The organism is Pseudomonas sp. NPDC090233 (assembly GCF_044772285.1).
In the GTDB taxonomy this organism is placed as follows: domain Bacteria; phylum Pseudomonadota; class Gammaproteobacteria; order Pseudomonadales; family Pseudomonadaceae; genus Aquipseudomonas.
The window spans coordinates 240,105-256,823 of the sequence record NZ_JBIVYQ010000006.1; the positions used below are offsets into that span (position 1 = coordinate 240,105).

Annotated in this window: 15 protein-coding genes and 1 pseudogene; 13 read left to right on the plus strand and 3 right to left on the minus strand. The window is 63.9% G+C overall.

The annotated features are described in order from the left end of the window. Window positions 1-102: 102 nt before the first annotated feature. Window positions 103-1,113, plus strand: coding sequence for a class 1 fructose-bisphosphatase (locus ACIQUF_RS18360; protein WP_400796483.1), 1,011 nt, complete (start codon window positions 103-105; stop codon window positions 1,111-1,113). Window positions 1,114-1,116: 3 nt separating this feature from the next. Beyond that, complete coding sequence (locus ACIQUF_RS18365; RefSeq protein WP_403133962.1) at window positions 1,117-1,713, plus strand: DUF924 family protein; 597 nt, start codon at window positions 1,117-1,119, stop codon at window positions 1,711-1,713. 102 nt (window positions 1,714-1,815) lie between these two features. On the opposite strand, the gene ACIQUF_RS18370 is transcribed toward ACIQUF_RS18365, so the two are convergent. Both ACIQUF_RS18370 and ACIQUF_RS18375 read right to left on the minus strand, forming a co-directional pair. Continuing rightward, a complete protein-coding gene (locus ACIQUF_RS18370; RefSeq protein WP_403134461.1) occupies window positions 1,816-2,646 on the minus strand; it encodes a methyl-accepting chemotaxis protein in 831 nt (276 codons plus the stop codon). 24 nt (window positions 2,647-2,670) lie between these two features. Continuing rightward, window positions 2,671-3,798 (minus strand): annotated as a pseudogene (locus ACIQUF_RS18375) (cache domain-containing protein); the annotation flags it as partial. A gap of 134 nt (window positions 3,799-3,932) precedes the next feature. Between ACIQUF_RS18375 and bamE the strand changes: the two are divergent. Both bamE and ACIQUF_RS18385 read left to right on the plus strand, forming a co-directional pair. Next, window positions 3,933-4,187: an outer membrane protein assembly factor BamE gene (gene bamE, locus ACIQUF_RS18380; protein WP_079230016.1), complete on the plus strand. Its 255-nt coding sequence runs from the start codon at window positions 3,933-3,935 to the stop codon at window positions 4,185-4,187. Continuing rightward, complete coding sequence (locus tag ACIQUF_RS18385) at window positions 4,184-4,756, plus strand: lipocalin family protein (protein WP_403133964.1); 573 nt, start codon at window positions 4,184-4,186, stop codon at window positions 4,754-4,756. Before bamE ends, ACIQUF_RS18385 begins: the two co-directional genes overlap by 4 nt. A 101-nt stretch (window positions 4,757-4,857) precedes the next feature. Here ACIQUF_RS18385 and ACIQUF_RS18390 read toward each other — a convergent pair whose 3' ends face one another. After that, entirely contained in the window at window positions 4,858-6,225 is a 1,368-nt protein-coding gene (locus ACIQUF_RS18390) for a formimidoylglutamate deiminase (RefSeq protein WP_403133966.1), read from the minus strand. A 144-nt stretch (window positions 6,226-6,369) separates the two neighbouring features. Between ACIQUF_RS18390 and hutC the strand changes: the two genes are divergently transcribed. The 9 genes from hutC to hutI all read left to right on the plus strand — a co-directional run bounded on the left by hutC (window position 6,370) and on the right by hutI (window position 16,714). Further along, window positions 6,370-7,080, plus strand: coding sequence for a histidine utilization repressor (gene hutC / locus ACIQUF_RS18395; protein ID WP_403134463.1), 711 nt, complete (start codon window positions 6,370-6,372; stop codon window positions 7,078-7,080). Beyond that, window positions 7,077-7,649 carry a HutD family protein gene (locus ACIQUF_RS18400; protein WP_403133969.1) on the plus strand — a complete coding sequence of 191 codons (573 nt, stop codon included), beginning with the start codon at window positions 7,077-7,079 and terminating at the stop codon, window positions 7,647-7,649. Before hutC ends, ACIQUF_RS18400 begins: the two co-directional genes overlap by 4 nt. Before the next feature lie 318 nt (window positions 7,650-7,967). Further along, the gene (gene hutU / locus ACIQUF_RS18405) at window positions 7,968-9,647 is read left to right on the plus strand and encodes a urocanate hydratase (protein WP_403133971.1); all 1,680 of its coding nucleotides are present in this window, start codon (window positions 7,968-7,970) and stop codon (window positions 9,645-9,647) included. Between the two features lie 85 nt (window positions 9,648-9,732). Then, on the plus strand, window positions 9,733-10,701 hold the full coding sequence (locus tag ACIQUF_RS18410; protein ID WP_403133973.1) for an ABC transporter substrate-binding protein: 969 nt from the start codon (window positions 9,733-9,735) through the stop codon (window positions 10,699-10,701). A 26-nt stretch (window positions 10,702-10,727) separates the two neighbouring features. Continuing rightward, entirely contained in the window at window positions 10,728-11,579 is an 852-nt protein-coding gene (locus ACIQUF_RS18415; protein WP_400796504.1) for an ABC transporter permease, read from the plus strand. After that, window positions 11,576-12,406: a glycine betaine/L-proline ABC transporter ATP-binding protein gene (locus ACIQUF_RS18420; RefSeq protein ID WP_403133975.1), complete on the plus strand. Its 831-nt coding sequence runs from the start codon at window positions 11,576-11,578 to the stop codon at window positions 12,404-12,406. The genes ACIQUF_RS18415 and ACIQUF_RS18420 overlap by 4 nt, the downstream gene beginning before the upstream one ends. Window positions 12,407-12,414: 8 nt before the next feature. Next, window positions 12,415-13,932 carry a histidine ammonia-lyase gene (hutH, locus tag ACIQUF_RS18425; protein WP_403133978.1) on the plus strand — a complete coding sequence of 506 codons (1,518 nt, stop codon included), beginning with the start codon at window positions 12,415-12,417 and terminating at the stop codon, window positions 13,930-13,932. A gap of 21 nt (window positions 13,933-13,953) precedes the next feature. Then, entirely contained in the window at window positions 13,954-15,486 is a 1,533-nt protein-coding gene (hutH, locus tag ACIQUF_RS18430) for a histidine ammonia-lyase (protein ID WP_403133980.1), read from the plus strand. 22 nt (window positions 15,487-15,508) lie between these two features. Further along, on the plus strand, window positions 15,509-16,714 hold the full coding sequence (gene hutI, locus ACIQUF_RS18435) for an imidazolonepropionase (RefSeq protein ID WP_403133983.1): 1,206 nt from the start codon (window positions 15,509-15,511) through the stop codon (window positions 16,712-16,714). Window positions 16,715-16,719: the final 5 nt, after the last annotated feature.

The following is a 16,719-nucleotide window of genomic DNA, read 5'->3' on the forward strand; positions in this document are numbered from 1 at the left end:
AATGTGCCGTCTGACTGCCCAGCGAGTCTCTTTGCTCGCTAGCATTCAACTCTCCCTGTAAACTGCGGGGGTTTTAATCCCCCTATCCGTTCGGAGCCATACATGTCCCGCGTTACCCTGAGTCGCTATCTGATTGAGCAGACCCGCAGCAACAGTACCCCTGCCGATCTGCGCTTCCTGATCGAAGTGGTGGCGCGTGCGTGCAAGGAAATCAGCCACCACGTGTCCAAAGGCGCCCTCGGCGGCGTACTGGGCAGCATGGGCACCGAAAACGTGCAGGGCGAAGTGCAGAAGAAGCTGGACGTGATTTCCAACGACATCCTGCTCGAAGCCAACGAGTGGGGCGGTCACCTCGCCGGCATGGCCTCCGAAGAAATGGACAATGCCTACCAGATCCCGGGCAAATACCCGAAAGGCGCCTACCTGCTGGTGTTCGACCCGCTGGACGGTTCGTCGAACATCGACGTCAACGTTTCGGTCGGCACCATCTTCTCGGTACTGCGTTGCCCTAACGAGTACCTGAGCCAGAACGAAGCCCTCAACGAAAACGCCTTCCTGCAGCCAGGCACCCAGCAGGTCGCCGCCGGTTACGCCATCTACGGCCCGCAGACCATGCTGATCCTGACCCTGGGCAATGGCGTCAAGGGCTTCACCCTGGACCGCGAACTGGGCAGCTTCGTCCTGACCCACGAGAACATTCAGGTTCCGGCCACCACCGCCGAATTCGCCATCAACATGTCCAACCAGCGCCACTGGGAAGCCCCGGTACAGCGCTACGTGGGCGAGCTGCTGGCCGGCGAGACCGGGCCGCTGAAGAAGAACTACAACATGCGTTGGATCGCCTCGATGGTGGCCGACGTGCACCGCATCCTCACCCGTGGCGGCCTGTTCATGTACCCGCGCGATGCCCGCGAGCCAAGCAAGCCGGGCAAGCTGCGCCTGATGTACGAAGCCAACCCGATGTCGTTCATCATCGAACAGGCTGGCGGCGCCTCCACCAACGGTTACGAGCGCATCCTCGACATCAAGCCGGAGAGCCTGCACCAGCGCGTGTCGGTCATTCTCGGCTCGAAGGAAGAGGTCGAGCGCGTTACCGCCTATCACAAGGAGTAAGTCATGCTCGCACCTTGGCAGCCGTTGCTGGAATGGTGGTTCGGTTGGGGCACCAGTGCCCAGGCCGTGGCTGACGAGAAGAGCACGCTGTGGTTCGGCAAGCATCACGATGCCGACGCGCAGGCGATGTTCGGCGACCTGGTCGAGCAGGCCCTGGCGGGCGGGCTCGACGAGTGGCAACAGAGCCCGCAGGGCTGGCTTGGCCTGCTGATCCTGCTGGATCAGCTGCCACGCATGATCTACCGCGACACGCCGCGTGCCTTCGAGGGCGACCGGCGTGCCCAGGTGGTGGCGATGCAGGGGCTGCAGAAGGGCTGGGATTATCAGCTGCTGCCGATCCAGCGGGTGTTCGTGTTGCTGGTGCTGGAGCATGCCGAGGTGCTGGATTGGCAGAACCTGAGCGTGGAGCGCTATCAGGTGCTGCTCGATGAGCAGCCTGAAGCCCAACGGCGCTTGTTCGAAGGCTTTCTGGATTACGCCGAGCAGCATCAGCGGGTGATTGCCCGGTTCGGACGTTTCCCGCATCGCAACCTGTTGCTGGAGCGGCCGAGCACCAGCGAAGAGATGGACTTTTTGCTGGAGCCTGGGTCGAGGTTTTAGGTCGCCTGTGGCGGCCTCTTCGCGGCTGAAGCCGCTCCTACAGGATGAACTGCAATCTCTTCTGTGGGAGCGGCTTCAGCCGCGAAGCTGACACCATCGAACTCAGATCCTGAAACTGCCCACCAGATGCTTCAACCGATCGACCTGATGCTCAAGGTCGGTGCAGGCACGCAACGTGCTCTGAAGGTTCTGCACCCCTTCCTGATTCAACGTATTGATCTCGGTAATGTCGACATTGATCGACTCGACCACGGCCGTCTGCTCTTCGGTGGCGGTCGCGACCGACTGGTTCATGCCATCGATCTCACCAATGCGCTGGGTCACACTGCCCAGGCGCTCGCCCGCCTGGTTGGCGATGCCCACGCTGTGGTCGCTGTGCTCACGGCTCTGGTTCATGGTGCTGACGGCCATCTGCGCGCCGGCCTGCAGTTCTTCGATCAGGCGTTGCACCTGCTGCGCCGACTCCTGGGTGCGGTGGGCCAGGTTGCGCACTTCATCGGCGACCACGGCAAAGCCACGGCCCGCCTCACCGGCACGGGCGGCCTCGATCGCGGCGTTGAGCGCCAGCAGGTTGGTCTGCTGCGAAATGCCGCTGATCACGTCGAGAATCTGGCCGATGTTGGCAGTGTGGGCATTGAGCGTTTCGATGTTGCCGCACGAGTCGCTGATGCGCGCCGACAGCTGGTTCATCACATCGATGGTGCGCCCGACCACCTGTTGGCCCTCTTCGGCCAGGCCGCGAGCGTCGCTGGAGTGCTGCGACGCCAGTGCCGCGTTCTGGGCGATTTCCTGCGCGGCGGCGCCGAGCTGGTTGATGGCCGCCGCCACGCTGCTGGTGCGGCTGGACTGCTGATCGGCGTTCTGGATCGAAGCATTCGAGGCGTTTACCACCTGCGTCGCCACCGCGTTGACCTGGCCGGTGGCCGAAGCCACTTCGCGGATCGACTCGTGAATACGTTCAACGAAGCGGTTGAACGACTGGCCAAGGCTGCCGAATTCGTCCTGGGCGTGGATGGTCAGGCGCCGGGTCAGGTCACCTTCGCCTTCGGCGATGTCATGCATGGCCCGGCCCATCAGGTGCAGCGGCTCCATCAGCACGCGAATCAGCAAGCCGAGCAGGGCGATGATCACCAGCACGGCGATCAGCGTAGCGACCATGGCCGAGCTGCGCAGCTCGCTGAGCATGGCGAACGCAGCGTCCTGATCGACCACCAGTGCCACGTACCAGTCAGCCGAAGGCACGCCGTCGACGTGGGTGAAGCTGATGAACTGCTTGCGCCCGTCCAGCTCGACTTCCTTCAGGCCTGTGCCAATGCGTGGCGTGTCGACAGGATAAACGTCAGCCAGGGTCTTGAGCGCGAGGTCTGCCTTCGGGTGTATGAGGATCTTGCCTTCGCCGGTGACGATGAAGGCGTGGCCGTGGCCATCGAAGTCGAGGGTGTTGATGAGTTTGCTGATGGTTTGCAGGTCGGTGTCGACACCGCTGACGCCGATCATCCGGCCCGCCTGCTGCACGGGGGTGGCCAGGGTGATCACCAGTTTGCCGGCCGAGGCCGAGATGTAGGGCTCGGTCACGATGGTCCGGTTGGCGGCGCCGGCCGCCTTGTACCAGCCGCGTACGCGCGGGTCGTAGTCGGCGGCGCGGCTGCCGACCGGTACCGATTGCATGCTGCCGTCCTGGCCGCCGAAATAGGTGAGCTGGAAGTTGCTGGCATACACCGGCAGTGCCAGGCTGCGGTCGAGGCTGGTTTTGCCTGGGCCGTCGACGGCGATCTGTTGAGCCAGCGAGTCGAGCAGCTGGATACGGCTGTCGAGCCAGTTGCCAATGTTGCCGGCGGTGAGGCTGCCGAGGTCCTGCAGGTTGGTCTGGGTATCGCTGCGCAGGGACTGGCGCTGGCGGTAGTCGTTGAACAGCACGAAACAGGTAAAGGCGACGGCCACCACCAGGGCGGCGGCGAGCAGGATCTTGTGGCTGAACTTCAGGTTCTTGGTCATTTTTTGTGATCTGCACAAGGCAAGGCGGAGGTGGCGCTGCGACCATGCGTCACAGCGTGCTCGCTGTGTCGACGCGGCGCGGCAAAACATTAATCGTTTGCGCGGCACCAGGCGACCAACGGTGTAGAACGAAAGGGGGGGTGGCAGGGAACCAGGGAGGGATTTTCCCGTCGAAGGTCACTGCAGGCCACTCGCCTGCATCCACCTTTCAGGAGTGTTCCTTCATGTCGTTGCGTTCCCTCGCCCTGTTGTCCTTGTGCGTCGTCCTGACTGCGTGCAGCAAGATCAATCAGGAAAACTATTCCAAGCTCAAGGCCGGTATGAACAAGGCCGAGGTCGAGCAACTGCTCGGCACGCCCACCGAGTGCTCCGGCGCGCTGGGCATGAGCAGTTGCACCTGGGGGGACGAGAAGAGCTTCATCAGCGTGCAGTACGCCGCTGACAAGGTGTTGATGTATTCAGGGCAGGGCCTCAAATGACGCGTTTGCACCTGCTGCTGGGGTTGTGCCTGGTGATGCTGTTGGGTGGCTGCGCCACCTCGGCCAACGACCCGCTGGCGCCGAAGACCGCCGGCAACGTCGACCTCAAGCGGTATCAGGGCAAGTGGTACGAGTTGGCGCGTTTGCCGATGCCGTACCAGAGCGAGTGTGCGCAGTCCGAGGCGCATTACAACCTCAAGCCCGATGGCTCGTACGGCGTGCTCAACCGCTGCCGCACGATGGGTGATGAATGGCTGCGCGCCGAGGGCCATGCCAACATCCAGCAGCCGGGGCATACCGACAGGCTGTGGGTGGAGTTCGACAACTGGTTCACCCGCGTGGTGCCGGGGCTGACCAAGGGCGAGTACTGGATCCTCTACGTGGATGATCGCTACCGCACGGCAGTCGTCGGCAGCCCCGACCGCAAGTACCTGTGGATACTGTCGCGCACGCCGACATTGCCGGCATGGGAGCGCGAGAGCCTGCTGGCCAAGGCCCGCCAGCAGGGTTATGACACCAGCCGGTTGATCTGGCGGATGGCGGACAAGCAGATCGTGCAGATGCATTGACGCTGTTGTATGCCCCCTGTAGGAGCGGCTTAAGCCGCGAAGCAGGCGACGCGGTGATTGGCACCGGCTTCGCCGGTGTTCGCGGCTGAAGCCGCTCCTACTCATTGACCCAACAGTTGCCGCAATACCTCCAGGAACGCCTGCGCGCTTTCCCCTTCCTGCCCGTGCCGCCCTTCGCGCACCACCCACTGCCCATTGACCATCACATCGCGCACCTGGCGATCGCCCCCGGCGAACAGCCAGCGGTTGAGAATGGCATCGCCATCGGCCATGGCGATGTACGGGTCCTGACCATCGAGCACCAGCCAGTCGGCACGTTTGCCCACCGCCAATTCGCCAACCGGTTGCCCAAGCGCTTGCGCACCGCCACTCAGTGCAGCGTCATACAGGGTGCGCCCAACCATCGGCTGGTCTTCGCGATACAACCGGTTACGCCGTTGGTCGCGCAGGCGCTGGCCGTACTCCAGCCAGCGCAGCTCCTCGACCACGCTCAGTGACACATGGCTGTCGGAGCCAATACCCATGCGTCCACCCTGGGCCAGGTAATCCACTGCCGGGAATATCCCATCACCCAGATTGGCCTCGGTGGTCAGGCACAGCCCGGCCACGGCGCCACTGCGAGCCATGGCCGTTACTTCGCCGGGCTGTGCGTGGGTGGCATGCACCAGGCACCAGCGCGCATCCACCGGCACATGCTCATACAGCCACTGCAGTGGGCGCATTCCGCTCCAGGCCAGGCAGTCGTCGACTTCCTTCTGTTGCTCGGCGATATGAATGTGGATCGGGCACTGCTGGTCGCTGGCAGCCAGAACCTCGTCAATTTGCCCCGGTTTAACCGCGCGCAACGAATGGAAGCACAGGCCCAGCTGCTGCGCAGGTTGTGCCGCCAGCACCGGGGACAGCTGCGCTTGCAGTTGCAGGTATTGCTCGGTGGAATTGATGAAGCGTCGTTGCCCTTCATTGGGCGCCTGGCCGCCGAAACCGGCGTGGCTGTACAACACCGGCAGCAGGGTCAGGCCGATGCCGCTGCTGGCGGCTGCAGCGCTGATGCGGCGCGACAGCTCGGCCGGGTCGGCGTAGGCCTTGCCCGCGGGGTCATGGTGCACATAGTGGAATTCGGCCACCGAGGTGTAGCCAGCCTTGAGCATCTCGATGTACAGCTGACGGGCGATGACCTCCAGTTGCTCCGGGGTGATCTTGCCGACCATCCGGTACATCAGCTCACGCCAGGTCCAGAAGCTGTCGTTGGGGTTGCCCGCCACTTCCGCCAGGCCCGCCATCGCGCGCTGGAATGCATGCGAGTGCAGGTTGGGCATGCCCGGCAACACTGGCCCGTTGAGGCGCTCGGCGCCGTCGGCACTGGCATCCGCCTGCACTGCGGTCAGATGGCCATCGGCGGCTACCTCGAAACGGACACTACGCGCCCAGCCGGTGGGCAAAAGGGCATGTTCAGCGTAATAGGCGGGCATTGCGGTATCCTGTTATTGTTCGACTTGTATATACATATACAGCCGTTTGCCTGCCGGGTAAACTCCGGCAAGCTACCGTTCACCCCATTAGCACAAGGATCAAACGCCGTGCCGACACCTCCTGTCTCCGCGCTGGTCACCCAGATGGGCGAGGGCCCGGCGCCGCTGTACGCCCGGGTCAAACAGATGATCATCCAGCAGATCGAAAATGGCAGCTGGCCGCCGCATCACCGGGTGCCGTCAGAGAGCGAACTGGTCAGCCAACTGGGCTTCAGCCGCATGACCATCAACCGCGCGTTGCGCGAGCTTACCGCCGAAGGGCTGCTGGTGCGCATGCAGGGTGTCGGTACCTTCGTCGCCGAGCCCAAGACGCGCTCAGCGCTGTTCGAGGTCAACAACATAGCCGATGAGATCGCCGCGCGTGGCCACCAGCATCGCTGTGAGGTGATCACCCTGGCCGAGGAGGCTGCCGGCTCCGAGCGCGCCCTGGCCCTGGACATGCGCGAAGGCCAGCGGGTGTTCCATTCGCTGATCGTGCATTACGAAAACGGTGTGCCGGTGCAGATCGAAGACCGTTACGTCAATGCACAAATCGCCCCCGACTACCTCAAGCAGGACTTCACCCGGCAGACGCCTTACGCCTACCTGTCCCAGGTGGCGCCGCTGACCGAGGGCGAACACGTGGTGGAGGCCATTCTGGCCGAGCCTGAAGAGTGCCGGCTGCTGCAGATCGAACCCGGCGAACCTTGCCTGCTGATCCGCCGTCGCACCTGGTCCGGTCGCCAGCCTGTGACCGCGGCGCGGTTGATCCACCCCGGTTCCCGCCATCGCCTGGAAGGACGTTTCAGCAAATGAGACAGCTGCAGTGGTTGCGTGCCAAGGACTACCCGCGCATGCCGTGGAAGAACGGCGGTGGTTTCACCGAAGAGATCACCCGCGATGCGGGCGATGGGCTGGATGGCTTCGGCTGGCGCCTGTCGATTGCCGATATCGAAGCATCCGGTGGTTTTTCCAGCTTCGCCGGTTACCAGCGCGTCATCACCGTGCTGCAGGGCGATGGCATGCGCCTGACGGTGGACGGTGAACACAGCCGCTCGTTGTTGCCGTTCGATGCCTATGCATTCAGGGGCGAAAGCCAGGTGAGCTGTGCGCTGCTGGGCAAGGCGATCCGTGACTTCAACCTGATCTACGCACCTGCCCGTTACCGGGCGCGGTTGCAGTGGTTCAACGGCGACAGCCGGCTGTTCAGTGCGGCCAGTACCGTGCTGGTGTTCAGTGCCCAGGCAGCGCTGCAGGTGAGCATCGATGGTCAGATGCAGCCGGCGCTGGAGCGGTATGACTGCTTGCAGCTCACTGGCAACGATCAACTGGCTGAAGTGGATCTGCTGGGTCGCTGCTGTGTCATCGAGCTCACCCATATCTAGTCACGATGCTACCGGCGATAAGGCCGGTATAGGCAACATCTAGTTACGTGGTAACGCCTCCGTCTGTTACCGAACGCCCCAAGATGGCGCAATGCCGTCTCGTTACCACCCTGTTCTCGAGTCCACGGCAATTTTTTTTGTTCATCAGTGCAGCCCACGAATCACGTGGGCTGTTCCGCTCTCGGCACGGTTGGAAAAAGCGCTGGACCACGACTTGGCAATTCAATTGCATATGCTTGTATGTACAAGTAAAGCCAAGTGCGCGAAAGTGGATAGGCCGTCCCCATTCGCGCTGTACGCACCCGAGGAGCACTTTTCGTGACTGACAACAAACTCAACAAATTCCGTGACGTCGAGATCCGCGCCCCGCGTGGCAACAAGCTGACGGCCAAAAGTTGGCTGACCGAAGCCCCGCTGCGCATGCTGATGAACAACCTCGACCCGCAGGTAGCCGAAAACCCGAAAGAATTGGTGGTGTATGGCGGCATTGGCCGCGCCGCGCGCAACTGGGCCTGTTACGACAAGATCGTCGAGAGCCTGACTAACCTGAACGACGACGAAACCCTGCTGGTGCAGTCGGGCAAGCCGGTCGGCGTGTTCAAGACCCACGCCAACGCCCCGCGCGTGCTGATCGCCAACTCCAACCTGGTGCCGCACTGGGCCAACTGGGAGCACTTCAACGAACTGGATGCCAAGGGCCTGGCCATGTACGGTCAGATGACCGCCGGCAGCTGGATCTACATCGGCAGCCAGGGCATCGTCCAGGGCACCTATGAAACCTTCGTCGAAGCCGGTCGCCAGCACTACGGCGGCAGCCTCAAGGGCAAGTGGGTACTGACCGCCGGCCTGGGTGGCATGGGCGGTGCCCAGCCATTGGCCGCGACCTTGGCCGGCGCTTGCTCGCTGAACATCGAATGCCAGCAGAGCCGCATCGATTTCCGCCTCGACACCCGTTATGTCGACGAACAAGCCAACGACCTCGACGATGCCCTGGCGCGCATCGCCAAGTACACCGCCGAAGGCAAAGCCATCTCCATCGCCCTGCACGGCAACGCCGCCGAGATCCTGCCGGAGCTGGTCAAGCGTGGCGTGCGCCCGGACATGGTCACCGACCAGACCAGCGCCCACGACCCGCTCAATGGCTACCTGCCGGCCGGCTGGACCTGGGAGCAGTACCGCGACCGAGCGCAGACCGAACCGGCCGCCGTGGTCAAGGCCGCGAAACAGTCCATGGCCGTGCATGTGCAAGCCATGCTCGACTTCCAGAAGCAGGGCGTGCCGACCTTCGACTACGGCAACAACATCCGCCAGATGGCGAAGGAAGAGGGCGTTGCCAATGCCTTCGATTTCCCAGGTTTCGTCCCGGCCTATATCCGCCCGCTGTTCTGCCGCGGCATCGGCCCGTTCCGCTGGGCGGCGTTGTCCGGCGATGCCGAGGACATCTACAAGACCGACGCCAAGGTCAAGGAACTGATCCCCGACGACGCCCACCTGCACCGCTGGCTGGACATGGCCCGCGAGCGCATCAGCTTCCAGGGCCTGCCGGCGCGTATCTGCTGGGTAGGCCTGGGCCTGCGCGCCAAACTGGGGCTGGCGTTCAACGAAATGGTGCGCAGCGGTGAGCTGTCGGCGCCGATCGTGATCGGCCGCGACCACCTCGATTCGGGCTCGGTGTCCAGCCCCAACCGCGAGACCGAAGCCATGCAGGACGGTTCGGATGCGGTGTCCGACTGGCCGCTGCTCAACGCCCTGTTGAACACCGCCAGCGGCGCGACCTGGGTCTCGCTGCACCATGGCGGCGGCGTTGGCATGGGCTTCTCGCAGCACTCTGGCATGGTCATTGTGTGTGATGGCACCGACGAGGCGGCCGAGCGTATCGCCCGCGTGCTGACCAACGACCCGGCCACCGGGGTGATGCGTCACGCCGATGCGGGGTACCAGATTGCGATCGATTGCGCCAAAGAGCAGGGGTTGAACCTGCCGATGATTACCGGCTGACACACCTTGGGGCCGCACAGCGGCCCCAATCAGCCATTTCTAAAAGGCTGCCGATTTCCATTTTCAAGTTTGGGAGCGTCACGCAATGAAAACCAACAAGACCTTGCTTGCCTCGCTGTTCGCCCTCGGCCTGCTCGGCGCTGCCGGCAGCAGCCAGGCCGCTGGCTGGTGCGAGTCTGGCAAGCCGGTGAAGTTCGCCGGGCTGAACTGGGAAAGCGGCATGCTGCTGACCGACGTGATGCAATTCGTGCTGAAGAACGGCTACGGCTGTGAAACCGACAGCCTGCCCGGCAATTCCATCACCATGGAAAACGCCCTGGGCAGCAATGACATCCAGGTGTTCGCCGAAGAGTGGGTCGGCCGCAGCGAGGTCTGGAAGAAGGCCGAGGCCGCCGGCAAGGTGGTCGGCGTCGGCGCCCCGGTGGTGGGCGCGGAAGAAGGCTGGTACGTGCCCCGCTACGTGATCGAAGGCGACGCCAAGCGCAAGCTCGAAGCCAAGGCGCCAGAGCTCAAGAACGTGGCCGACCTGGGCCAATACTCCAGCGTGTTCAAGGACCAGGAAGAACCGAGCAAAGGCCGTTTCTACAACTGCCCGGCCGGTTGGACCTGCGAACTGGACAACAGCAAGATGCTCAAGGACTACGGTTTGGAGAGCAGCTACACCAACTTCCGCCCCGGCACCGGCCCGGCGCTGGATGCTGCAGTGCTGTCGAGCTACAAGCGCGGCGAGCCGATCCTCTTCTACTACTGGACCCCAACCCCGCTGATGGGCCAGGTCGATCTGGTCAAGCTGCAGGAAAAAGCCGGCGTGGACAAGACCGTGTCAATCAAGGTCGGGCTGTCGAAAACCTTCCACGAACAGGCGCCAGAGCTGGTCGCAGTGCTGGAAAAGGTCAACCTGCCGATCGACCTGCTCAACCAGAACCTGGCGCGCATGACCAAGGATCGGATCGAGTCGCCGAAGCTGGCGAAGCTGTTCCTCAAGGAACATCCTGAAGTCTGGCAAGCCTGGGTCAGCGAAGAGGCTGCCAAGAAGATCAACGCGGCGCTCTGAGCGTCCTCAGCCGATGAGTGGAACCTATGTTTCCTGACAACCTGACATTCTCCATCGCCGATTGGGTCAACGGCTGGGTCGACGCCCTGGTGACCAACTATGGCGATGTGTTCCGGCACATCTCCGACACACTGCTATGGGCCATCGTCAGCCTCGAAGGCCTGCTGCGTGCCACCCCGTGGTGGCTGATGCTCGGCGTGGTGGCGGTGATCGCCTGGCACGCCACCCGACGCATCCTGCCGACCCTGGTGATCACCGGCTTGCTGTTCCTGGTCGGCGCCGTCGGCCTGTGGGACAAGCTGATGCAGACCCTGGCGCTGATGCTGGTGGCGACGCTGATCTCGGTGCTGATAGGCATCCCGCTGGGCATCCTGTCGGCACGCAGCAATCGCCTGCGCGCAGTGCTGATGCCGCTGCTGGACATCATGCAGACCATGCCCAGCTTCGTGTACCTGATCCCGGTGCTGATGCTGTTCGGTCTGGGCAAGGTGCCGGCGATCTTCGCCACGGTGATCTACGCCGCGCCGCCGCTGATCCGCCTGACCGACCTGGGGATTCGCCAGGTCGACGGCGAAGTGATGGAGGCGATCAACGCCTTCGGCGCCAACCGCTGGCAGCAGCTGTTTGGCGTGCAGCTGCCGCTGGCGCTGCCGAGCATCATGGCCGGCATCAACCAGACCACCATGATGGCCCTGTCGATGGTGGTGATCGCCTCGATGATCGGTGCCCGTGGCTTGGGCGAGGACGTGCTGATCGGCATCCAGACCCTCAACGTCGGCCGCGGCCTCGAAGCGGGCCTGGCCATCGTCATTCTCGCGGTGGTGATCGACCGCATTACCCAGGCCTATGGCCGGCCACGCCATGAGGTGAACCAATGAGCACGCAGCCGATCAGCAAGATCGAGGTGAAGAACGTCTTCAAGATCTTCGGCGACCGCGCCGACGAGGCCCTGCAGTTGATCCGCAACAACCAGAGCAAGGAGCAGGTGCTGGCGCAGACTGGCTGTGTGGTCGGGGTCAACGACCTGTCGCTGTCCATCGGCAGCGGCGAGATCTTCGTGATCATGGGATTGTCCGGCTCGGGCAAGTCGACCCTGGTGCGCCATTTCAACCGCCTGATCGACCCCACCAGCGGGCAGATCCTGGTCGATGGCGAAGACATCCTGCAGTACGACATGGAGGCCCTGCGCGAATTTCGCCGACGCAAGATCAGCATGGTGTTCCAGAGCTTCGGCTTGCTGCCGCACCGTAACGTGCTGGACAACGTCGCCTATGGCCTGAAAGTGCGGGGCGAGAGCAAGCAACTGTGCGCCGAGCGTGCCCAGCAGTGGATCGAGACCGTGGGCCTGAAAGGCTACGAGAAAAAATACCCGCATCAACTGTCCGGCGGTATGCGCCAGCGCGTCGGCCTGGCCCGGGCGTTGGCGGCCGACACCGACATCATTCTCATGGACGAGGCCTTCAGCGCCCTCGACCCGCTGATCCGCGCCGAAATGCAGGACCAGCTGCTGGAGCTGCAGAAGACCTTGCACAAGACCATCGTGTTCATCACCCACGACCTGGACGAAGCCGTGCGCATCGGCAACCGCATCGCCATCCTCAAGGATGGCCGGCTGATCCAGGTGGGCACGCCGCACCAGATCCTCCACAACCCGGCCGACGAATACGTCGACCGCTTCGTCCAGCGCCGCGCGGTCGCGGTATGAGGAGCAGCATGTCGCAGGTTGAAACCGTCATCTTCACAGGCAGCGCGCTGCGCTGGCAGGATATCGCCGCCGTGGCCCGCCACGGCGCGCGGCTGGAGCTGGCGCCGCAGGTCTGGGCGCGCATCGACAATGCCCAGGCGATCGTCCGTCATATCGTCGAAAGCGGTGAGCGCGCCTATGGTGTGAACACCGGCCTGGGCGCGCTGTGCAATGTGTCGCTGCAGGGCGAGCAGCTCAGCCAGTTGTCGCGCAACACCTTGCTCAGCCACGCCTGCGGCGTTGGCCCGGCGCTGCCCGACGAGCAGACTCGGGCGATCATCTGCGCCGCCATCGCCAATTACAGCCACGGCAAGTCGGGCCTGCAGCGCGGCGTGGTCGAAGCGCTGCTGGCGCTGCTCAACCACGGCATCACCCCGCAGGTGCCGTCGCAGGGCTCGGTCGGCTACCTGACCCACATGGCCCATGTCGGCGTGAGCTTGCTGGGCATCGGCAAGGTCAGCTATCGAGGGCAGATCGTCGATGCCGCCGATGCCCTCGCAGCCGAAGGCCTGGCACTGGTGCAACTGGGCGCCAAGGACGGTCTGTGTCTTGTCAATGGCACGCCGTGCATGACCGGCCTGGCCTGCCTGGCGCTGGATGATGCCAGCCGCCTGCTGCAGTGGGCCGACGTGATTGGCGCCATGAGCTTCGAGGCGCAGCGTGGCCAGATCGCCGCTTTCGATCCCGAGATCATCGCCCTCAAGCCGCATCCGGGGATGCAGGTGGTCGGCGAGAACCTGCGCGCCTTGCTGGCGGACAGCGAAGTGATCGCCGCGAGCAAGGGCATCCGCACCCAGGACGCCCTGAGCATCCGCTCCATCCCGCAGGTGCACGGCGCCGTCCGCGACCAGCTGGCCCACGCCGCGAAGCAGACTGAGAGCGAGCTCAACGGCGCCAACGACAACCCACTGTTGCTGGGCACTCCGGAAGACTTCCGCGTGGTTTCCCAGGCCAACCCGCATGGCCAGTCAGTGGCGATGGCCGCTGACCTGCTGGCCATCGCCATGGCCGAGATCGGCTCGATTGCCGAGCGCCGCCTGGACCGTCTGATCAACCCGCACGTCAGTGGCCTGCCAGCGTTTCTGGTCAGCAACCCCGGCGTCAACTCGGGAATGATGATCGTCCAGTACGTCGCCGCCTCGCTGTGCGCACAGAACCGCCAACTGGCGCAGCCGGCGGTGCTCGATAACTTCGTGACGTCGGGCCTGCAGGAAGATCACCTGAGCCTGGGCACCAACGCTGCGCTCAAGCTGCACCAGGTGCTGGAAAACTGCACCCAGATCCTGGCCATCGAGTACCTGCTGGCCGCCCAGGCCTTCGAATTCCTCAAAGACCAGCGCTTCGGCGCCGGCACCGGTGCCGCCTGGCGCCTGCTGCGCGAGCAGGTACCGGCTTACCTGGAAGACCGCTGGCTGGCGCCGGATATTGCCCGCGCCGCCACCCTGCTGAAAACTTCGCCGCAGCGCGTGCTGCCGGCCTTGCACTGAAGAATTGAAAGGAGAATGCACATGGAAGCCCTGAACCTCATCCCTGGCCAGTTGACCTTGGCTCAACTGCGCCGCATCTACCATGCACCAGTGTCGCTGAAGCTGGATGCCAGTGCGGATGCGGCCATCAATGCCAGCGTGACCGTGGTCGAAAACATTATCGCTGACGATCGCACCGCCTACGGCATCAACACCGGTTTCGGGCTGCTGGCGTCGACCCGCATCGCCCGCTACGACCTGGAAAACCTGCAACGCTCGCTGGTGCTGTCGCACGCGGCCGGCATCGGCGCGCCATTGGACGATGCTATGGTCCGGCTGATCATGGTGTTGAAGATCAACAGCCTCAGCCGTGGGTTTTCCGGCATCCGGCGCAAGGTCATCGATGCCTTGATCAAACTGGTCAATGCCGAGGTCTACCCGCATATCCCGCTCAAGGGTTCGGTGGGTGCGTCCGGCGACCTGGCGCCGCTGGCGCACATGTCGTTGGTGCTGCTGGATGAAGGCAAGGCGCGGTACAAAGGCGAATGGCTGTCCGCCAGCCAAGCCCTGGCAGTGGCTGGCCTGGAACCGCTGACCCTGGCTGCCAAGGAAGGCCTGGCACTGCTCAACGGTACCCAGGCGTCCACTGCCTACGCCCTGCGCGGCCTATTCGAAGCAGAGGACTTGTACGCCTCAGCCATCGCCTGCGGCGGCCTGACCGTCGAAGCAGTGCTGGGCTCGCGTTCGCCGTTCGACCGACGCATTCACGAGGCACGTGGGCAGCGCGGCCAGATCGACACTGCCGCATGCTTCCGAGACCTGCTGGGCGAGTCCAGCGAGATTTCGCAGTCGCATCAGAACTGCGGCAAGGTCCAGGACCCCTATTCGCTGCGTTGTCAGCCACAGGTCATGGGCGCGTGCCTGACCCAGCTGCGCCAGGCCGCCGAAGTGCTGGCGGTCGAGGCCAATGCGGTGTCGGACAACCCGCTGGTGTTCGCCGCCGAAGGTGATGTGGTGTCGGGTGGCAACTTCCACGCCGAGCCGGTGGCCATGGCGGCCGACAACCTGGCCCTGGCCATTGCCGAAATCGGTGCGCTCAGCGAACGCCGCATCTCGCTGATGATGGACAAGCACATGTCGCAACTGCCGCCATTTCTGGTGAACAACGGTGGGGTCAACTCCGGCTTCATGATCGCCCAGGTCACGGCGGCGGCGCTGGCCAGCGAGAACAAGGCTTTGTCGCACCCGCACAGCGTCGACAGCCTGCCGACCTCGGCCAACCAGGAAGACCATGTGTCGATGGCTCCGGCGGCGGGCAAGCGGTTGTGGGAGATGGCCGAGAACACCCGCGGCGTGCTGGCCATCGAATGGCTGGGCGCGTGCCAGGGGCTGGACATGCGTGAAGGGCTGAAGACTTCGGCGAAGCTTGAGCAGGCGCGCCAGATCCTACGCCACGAAGTGCCGCACTATGACCACGACCGCTTCTTTTCGCCGGATATCGAGAAAGCCTGTGCGCTGTTGGCGCAAGGCGAGTTGACCCAGTTGTTGCCGGCTGGCGTGTTGCCAAGCCTGTGATGCCGCGTAACGGAGACTGTGTATGAGAACCCTCTGGCAGCACTGCCACGCCGCAACCATGGCCCAGGGCCGCTACTCGATCATCGAGGATGCGGCAATCGTCAGCAATGCCGGCTTGATCGAATGGATCGGGCCGCGTGCCGATGTGCCCGCGCTGGACATCACCCGCACCGTGGACCTGGGCGGCGCCTGGGTCACCCCGGGGCTGATCGACTGCCACACCCATGCGGTTTTCGGCGGCAACCGCAGCGGTGAATTCGAGCAACGCTTGCAGGGCGTCAGCTATGCCGAGATCGCCGCACAAGGGGGGGGGATCGCCAGCACGGTGCGCGCTACCCGCGTCGCCAGCGAAGATGAACTGTTCGCCAGCGCTCGCCAACGCGTGCAATCCCTGATGCGCGATGGCGTGACCACGATCGAGGTGAAGTCCGGCTATGGCCTGGACTTGGCCAACGAGCGCAAAATGCTGCGCGTGGCCCGGCGCCTGGCGGAGGAGTTGCCGCTGGCGGTACGTGCCACTTGCCTGGCTGCCCACGCCTTGCCGCCTGAGTTTGCGGGCAGGGCGGATGACTACATCGCGCATGTCTGCGACGAGATGCTCCCGGCGCTGGCCGAGGAAGGGTTGGTGGACGCAGTCGATGCCTTCTGCGAACACCTGGCGTTTTCCCCGGCACAGGTCGAGCGGGTGTTCATCAAGGCCCGCGAGCTGGGCCTGCCGGTCAAGCTGCACGCCGAGCAGCTCTCGTCGTTGCATGGCTCCAGCCTGGCGGCGCGTTACCAGGCGCTGTCGGCCGATCACCTGGAGTTCATGACCGAGCAAGATGCCATTGCCATGGCCGAGGCTGGCACCGTTGCCGTGCTGCTGCCGGGCGCCTTCTACTTCCTGCGTGAAACCCAGCTGCCGCCGATGGACGCCCTGCGCCGCCACGGCGTGAAGATCGCCCTGGCCAGCGACCTCAACCCCGGCACCTCGCCGGGGCTTTCACTGCGGCTGATGCTGAACATGGGCTGCACACTGTTCCGCATGACCCCCGAAGAAGCCCTGGCCGGCGTGACGACCCATGCCGCCACGGCGCTTGGCCTGGGCGATAGCCACGGTTCGCTGGAGGTCGGCAAGGTGGCGGACTTCATTGCCTGGCAGATCGAACGCCCTGCCGACCTGGCCTACTGGCTCGGCGGCGACCTGCCCAAGCGCGTGGTGCGCAAGGGCCACGAGATTTCCAACTGAGCGAG

Bases quoted from the DNA above. Each gene is read 5' to 3' on its own strand.
- hutH (WP_403133978.1), top strand. From the start codon at position 12,415: ATGTCGCAGGTTGAAACCGTCATCTTCACAGGCAGCGCGCTGCGCTGG.
- hutI (WP_403133983.1), top strand. From the start codon at position 15,509: ATGAGAACCCTCTGGCAGCACTGCCACGCCGCAACCATGGCCCAGGGC.
- ACIQUF_RS18365 (WP_403133962.1), top strand. From the start codon at position 1,117: ATGCTCGCACCTTGGCAGCCGTTGCTGGAATGGTGGTTCGGTTGGGGC.
- ACIQUF_RS18415 (WP_400796504.1), top strand. From the start codon at position 10,728: ATGTTTCCTGACAACCTGACATTCTCCATCGCCGATTGGGTCAACGGC.
- hutC (WP_403134463.1), top strand. From the start codon at position 6,370: ATGGGCGAGGGCCCGGCGCCGCTGTACGCCCGGGTCAAACAGATGATC.
- bamE (WP_079230016.1), top strand. From the start codon at position 3,933: ATGTCGTTGCGTTCCCTCGCCCTGTTGTCCTTGTGCGTCGTCCTGACT.
- ACIQUF_RS18385 (WP_403133964.1), top strand. From the start codon at position 4,184: ATGACGCGTTTGCACCTGCTGCTGGGGTTGTGCCTGGTGATGCTGTTG.
- hutH (WP_403133980.1), top strand. From the start codon at position 13,954: ATGGAAGCCCTGAACCTCATCCCTGGCCAGTTGACCTTGGCTCAACTG.
- ACIQUF_RS18410 (WP_403133973.1), top strand. From the start codon at position 9,733: ATGAAAACCAACAAGACCTTGCTTGCCTCGCTGTTCGCCCTCGGCCTG.
- ACIQUF_RS18420 (WP_403133975.1), top strand. From the start codon at position 11,576: ATGAGCACGCAGCCGATCAGCAAGATCGAGGTGAAGAACGTCTTCAAG.
- ACIQUF_RS18390 (WP_403133966.1), bottom strand. From the start codon at position 6,225: ATGCCCGCCTATTACGCTGAACATGCCCTTTTGCCCACCGGCTGGGCG.
- ACIQUF_RS18360 (WP_400796483.1), top strand. From the start codon at position 103: ATGTCCCGCGTTACCCTGAGTCGCTATCTGATTGAGCAGACCCGCAGC.
- ACIQUF_RS18400 (WP_403133969.1), top strand. From the start codon at position 7,077: ATGAGACAGCTGCAGTGGTTGCGTGCCAAGGACTACCCGCGCATGCCG.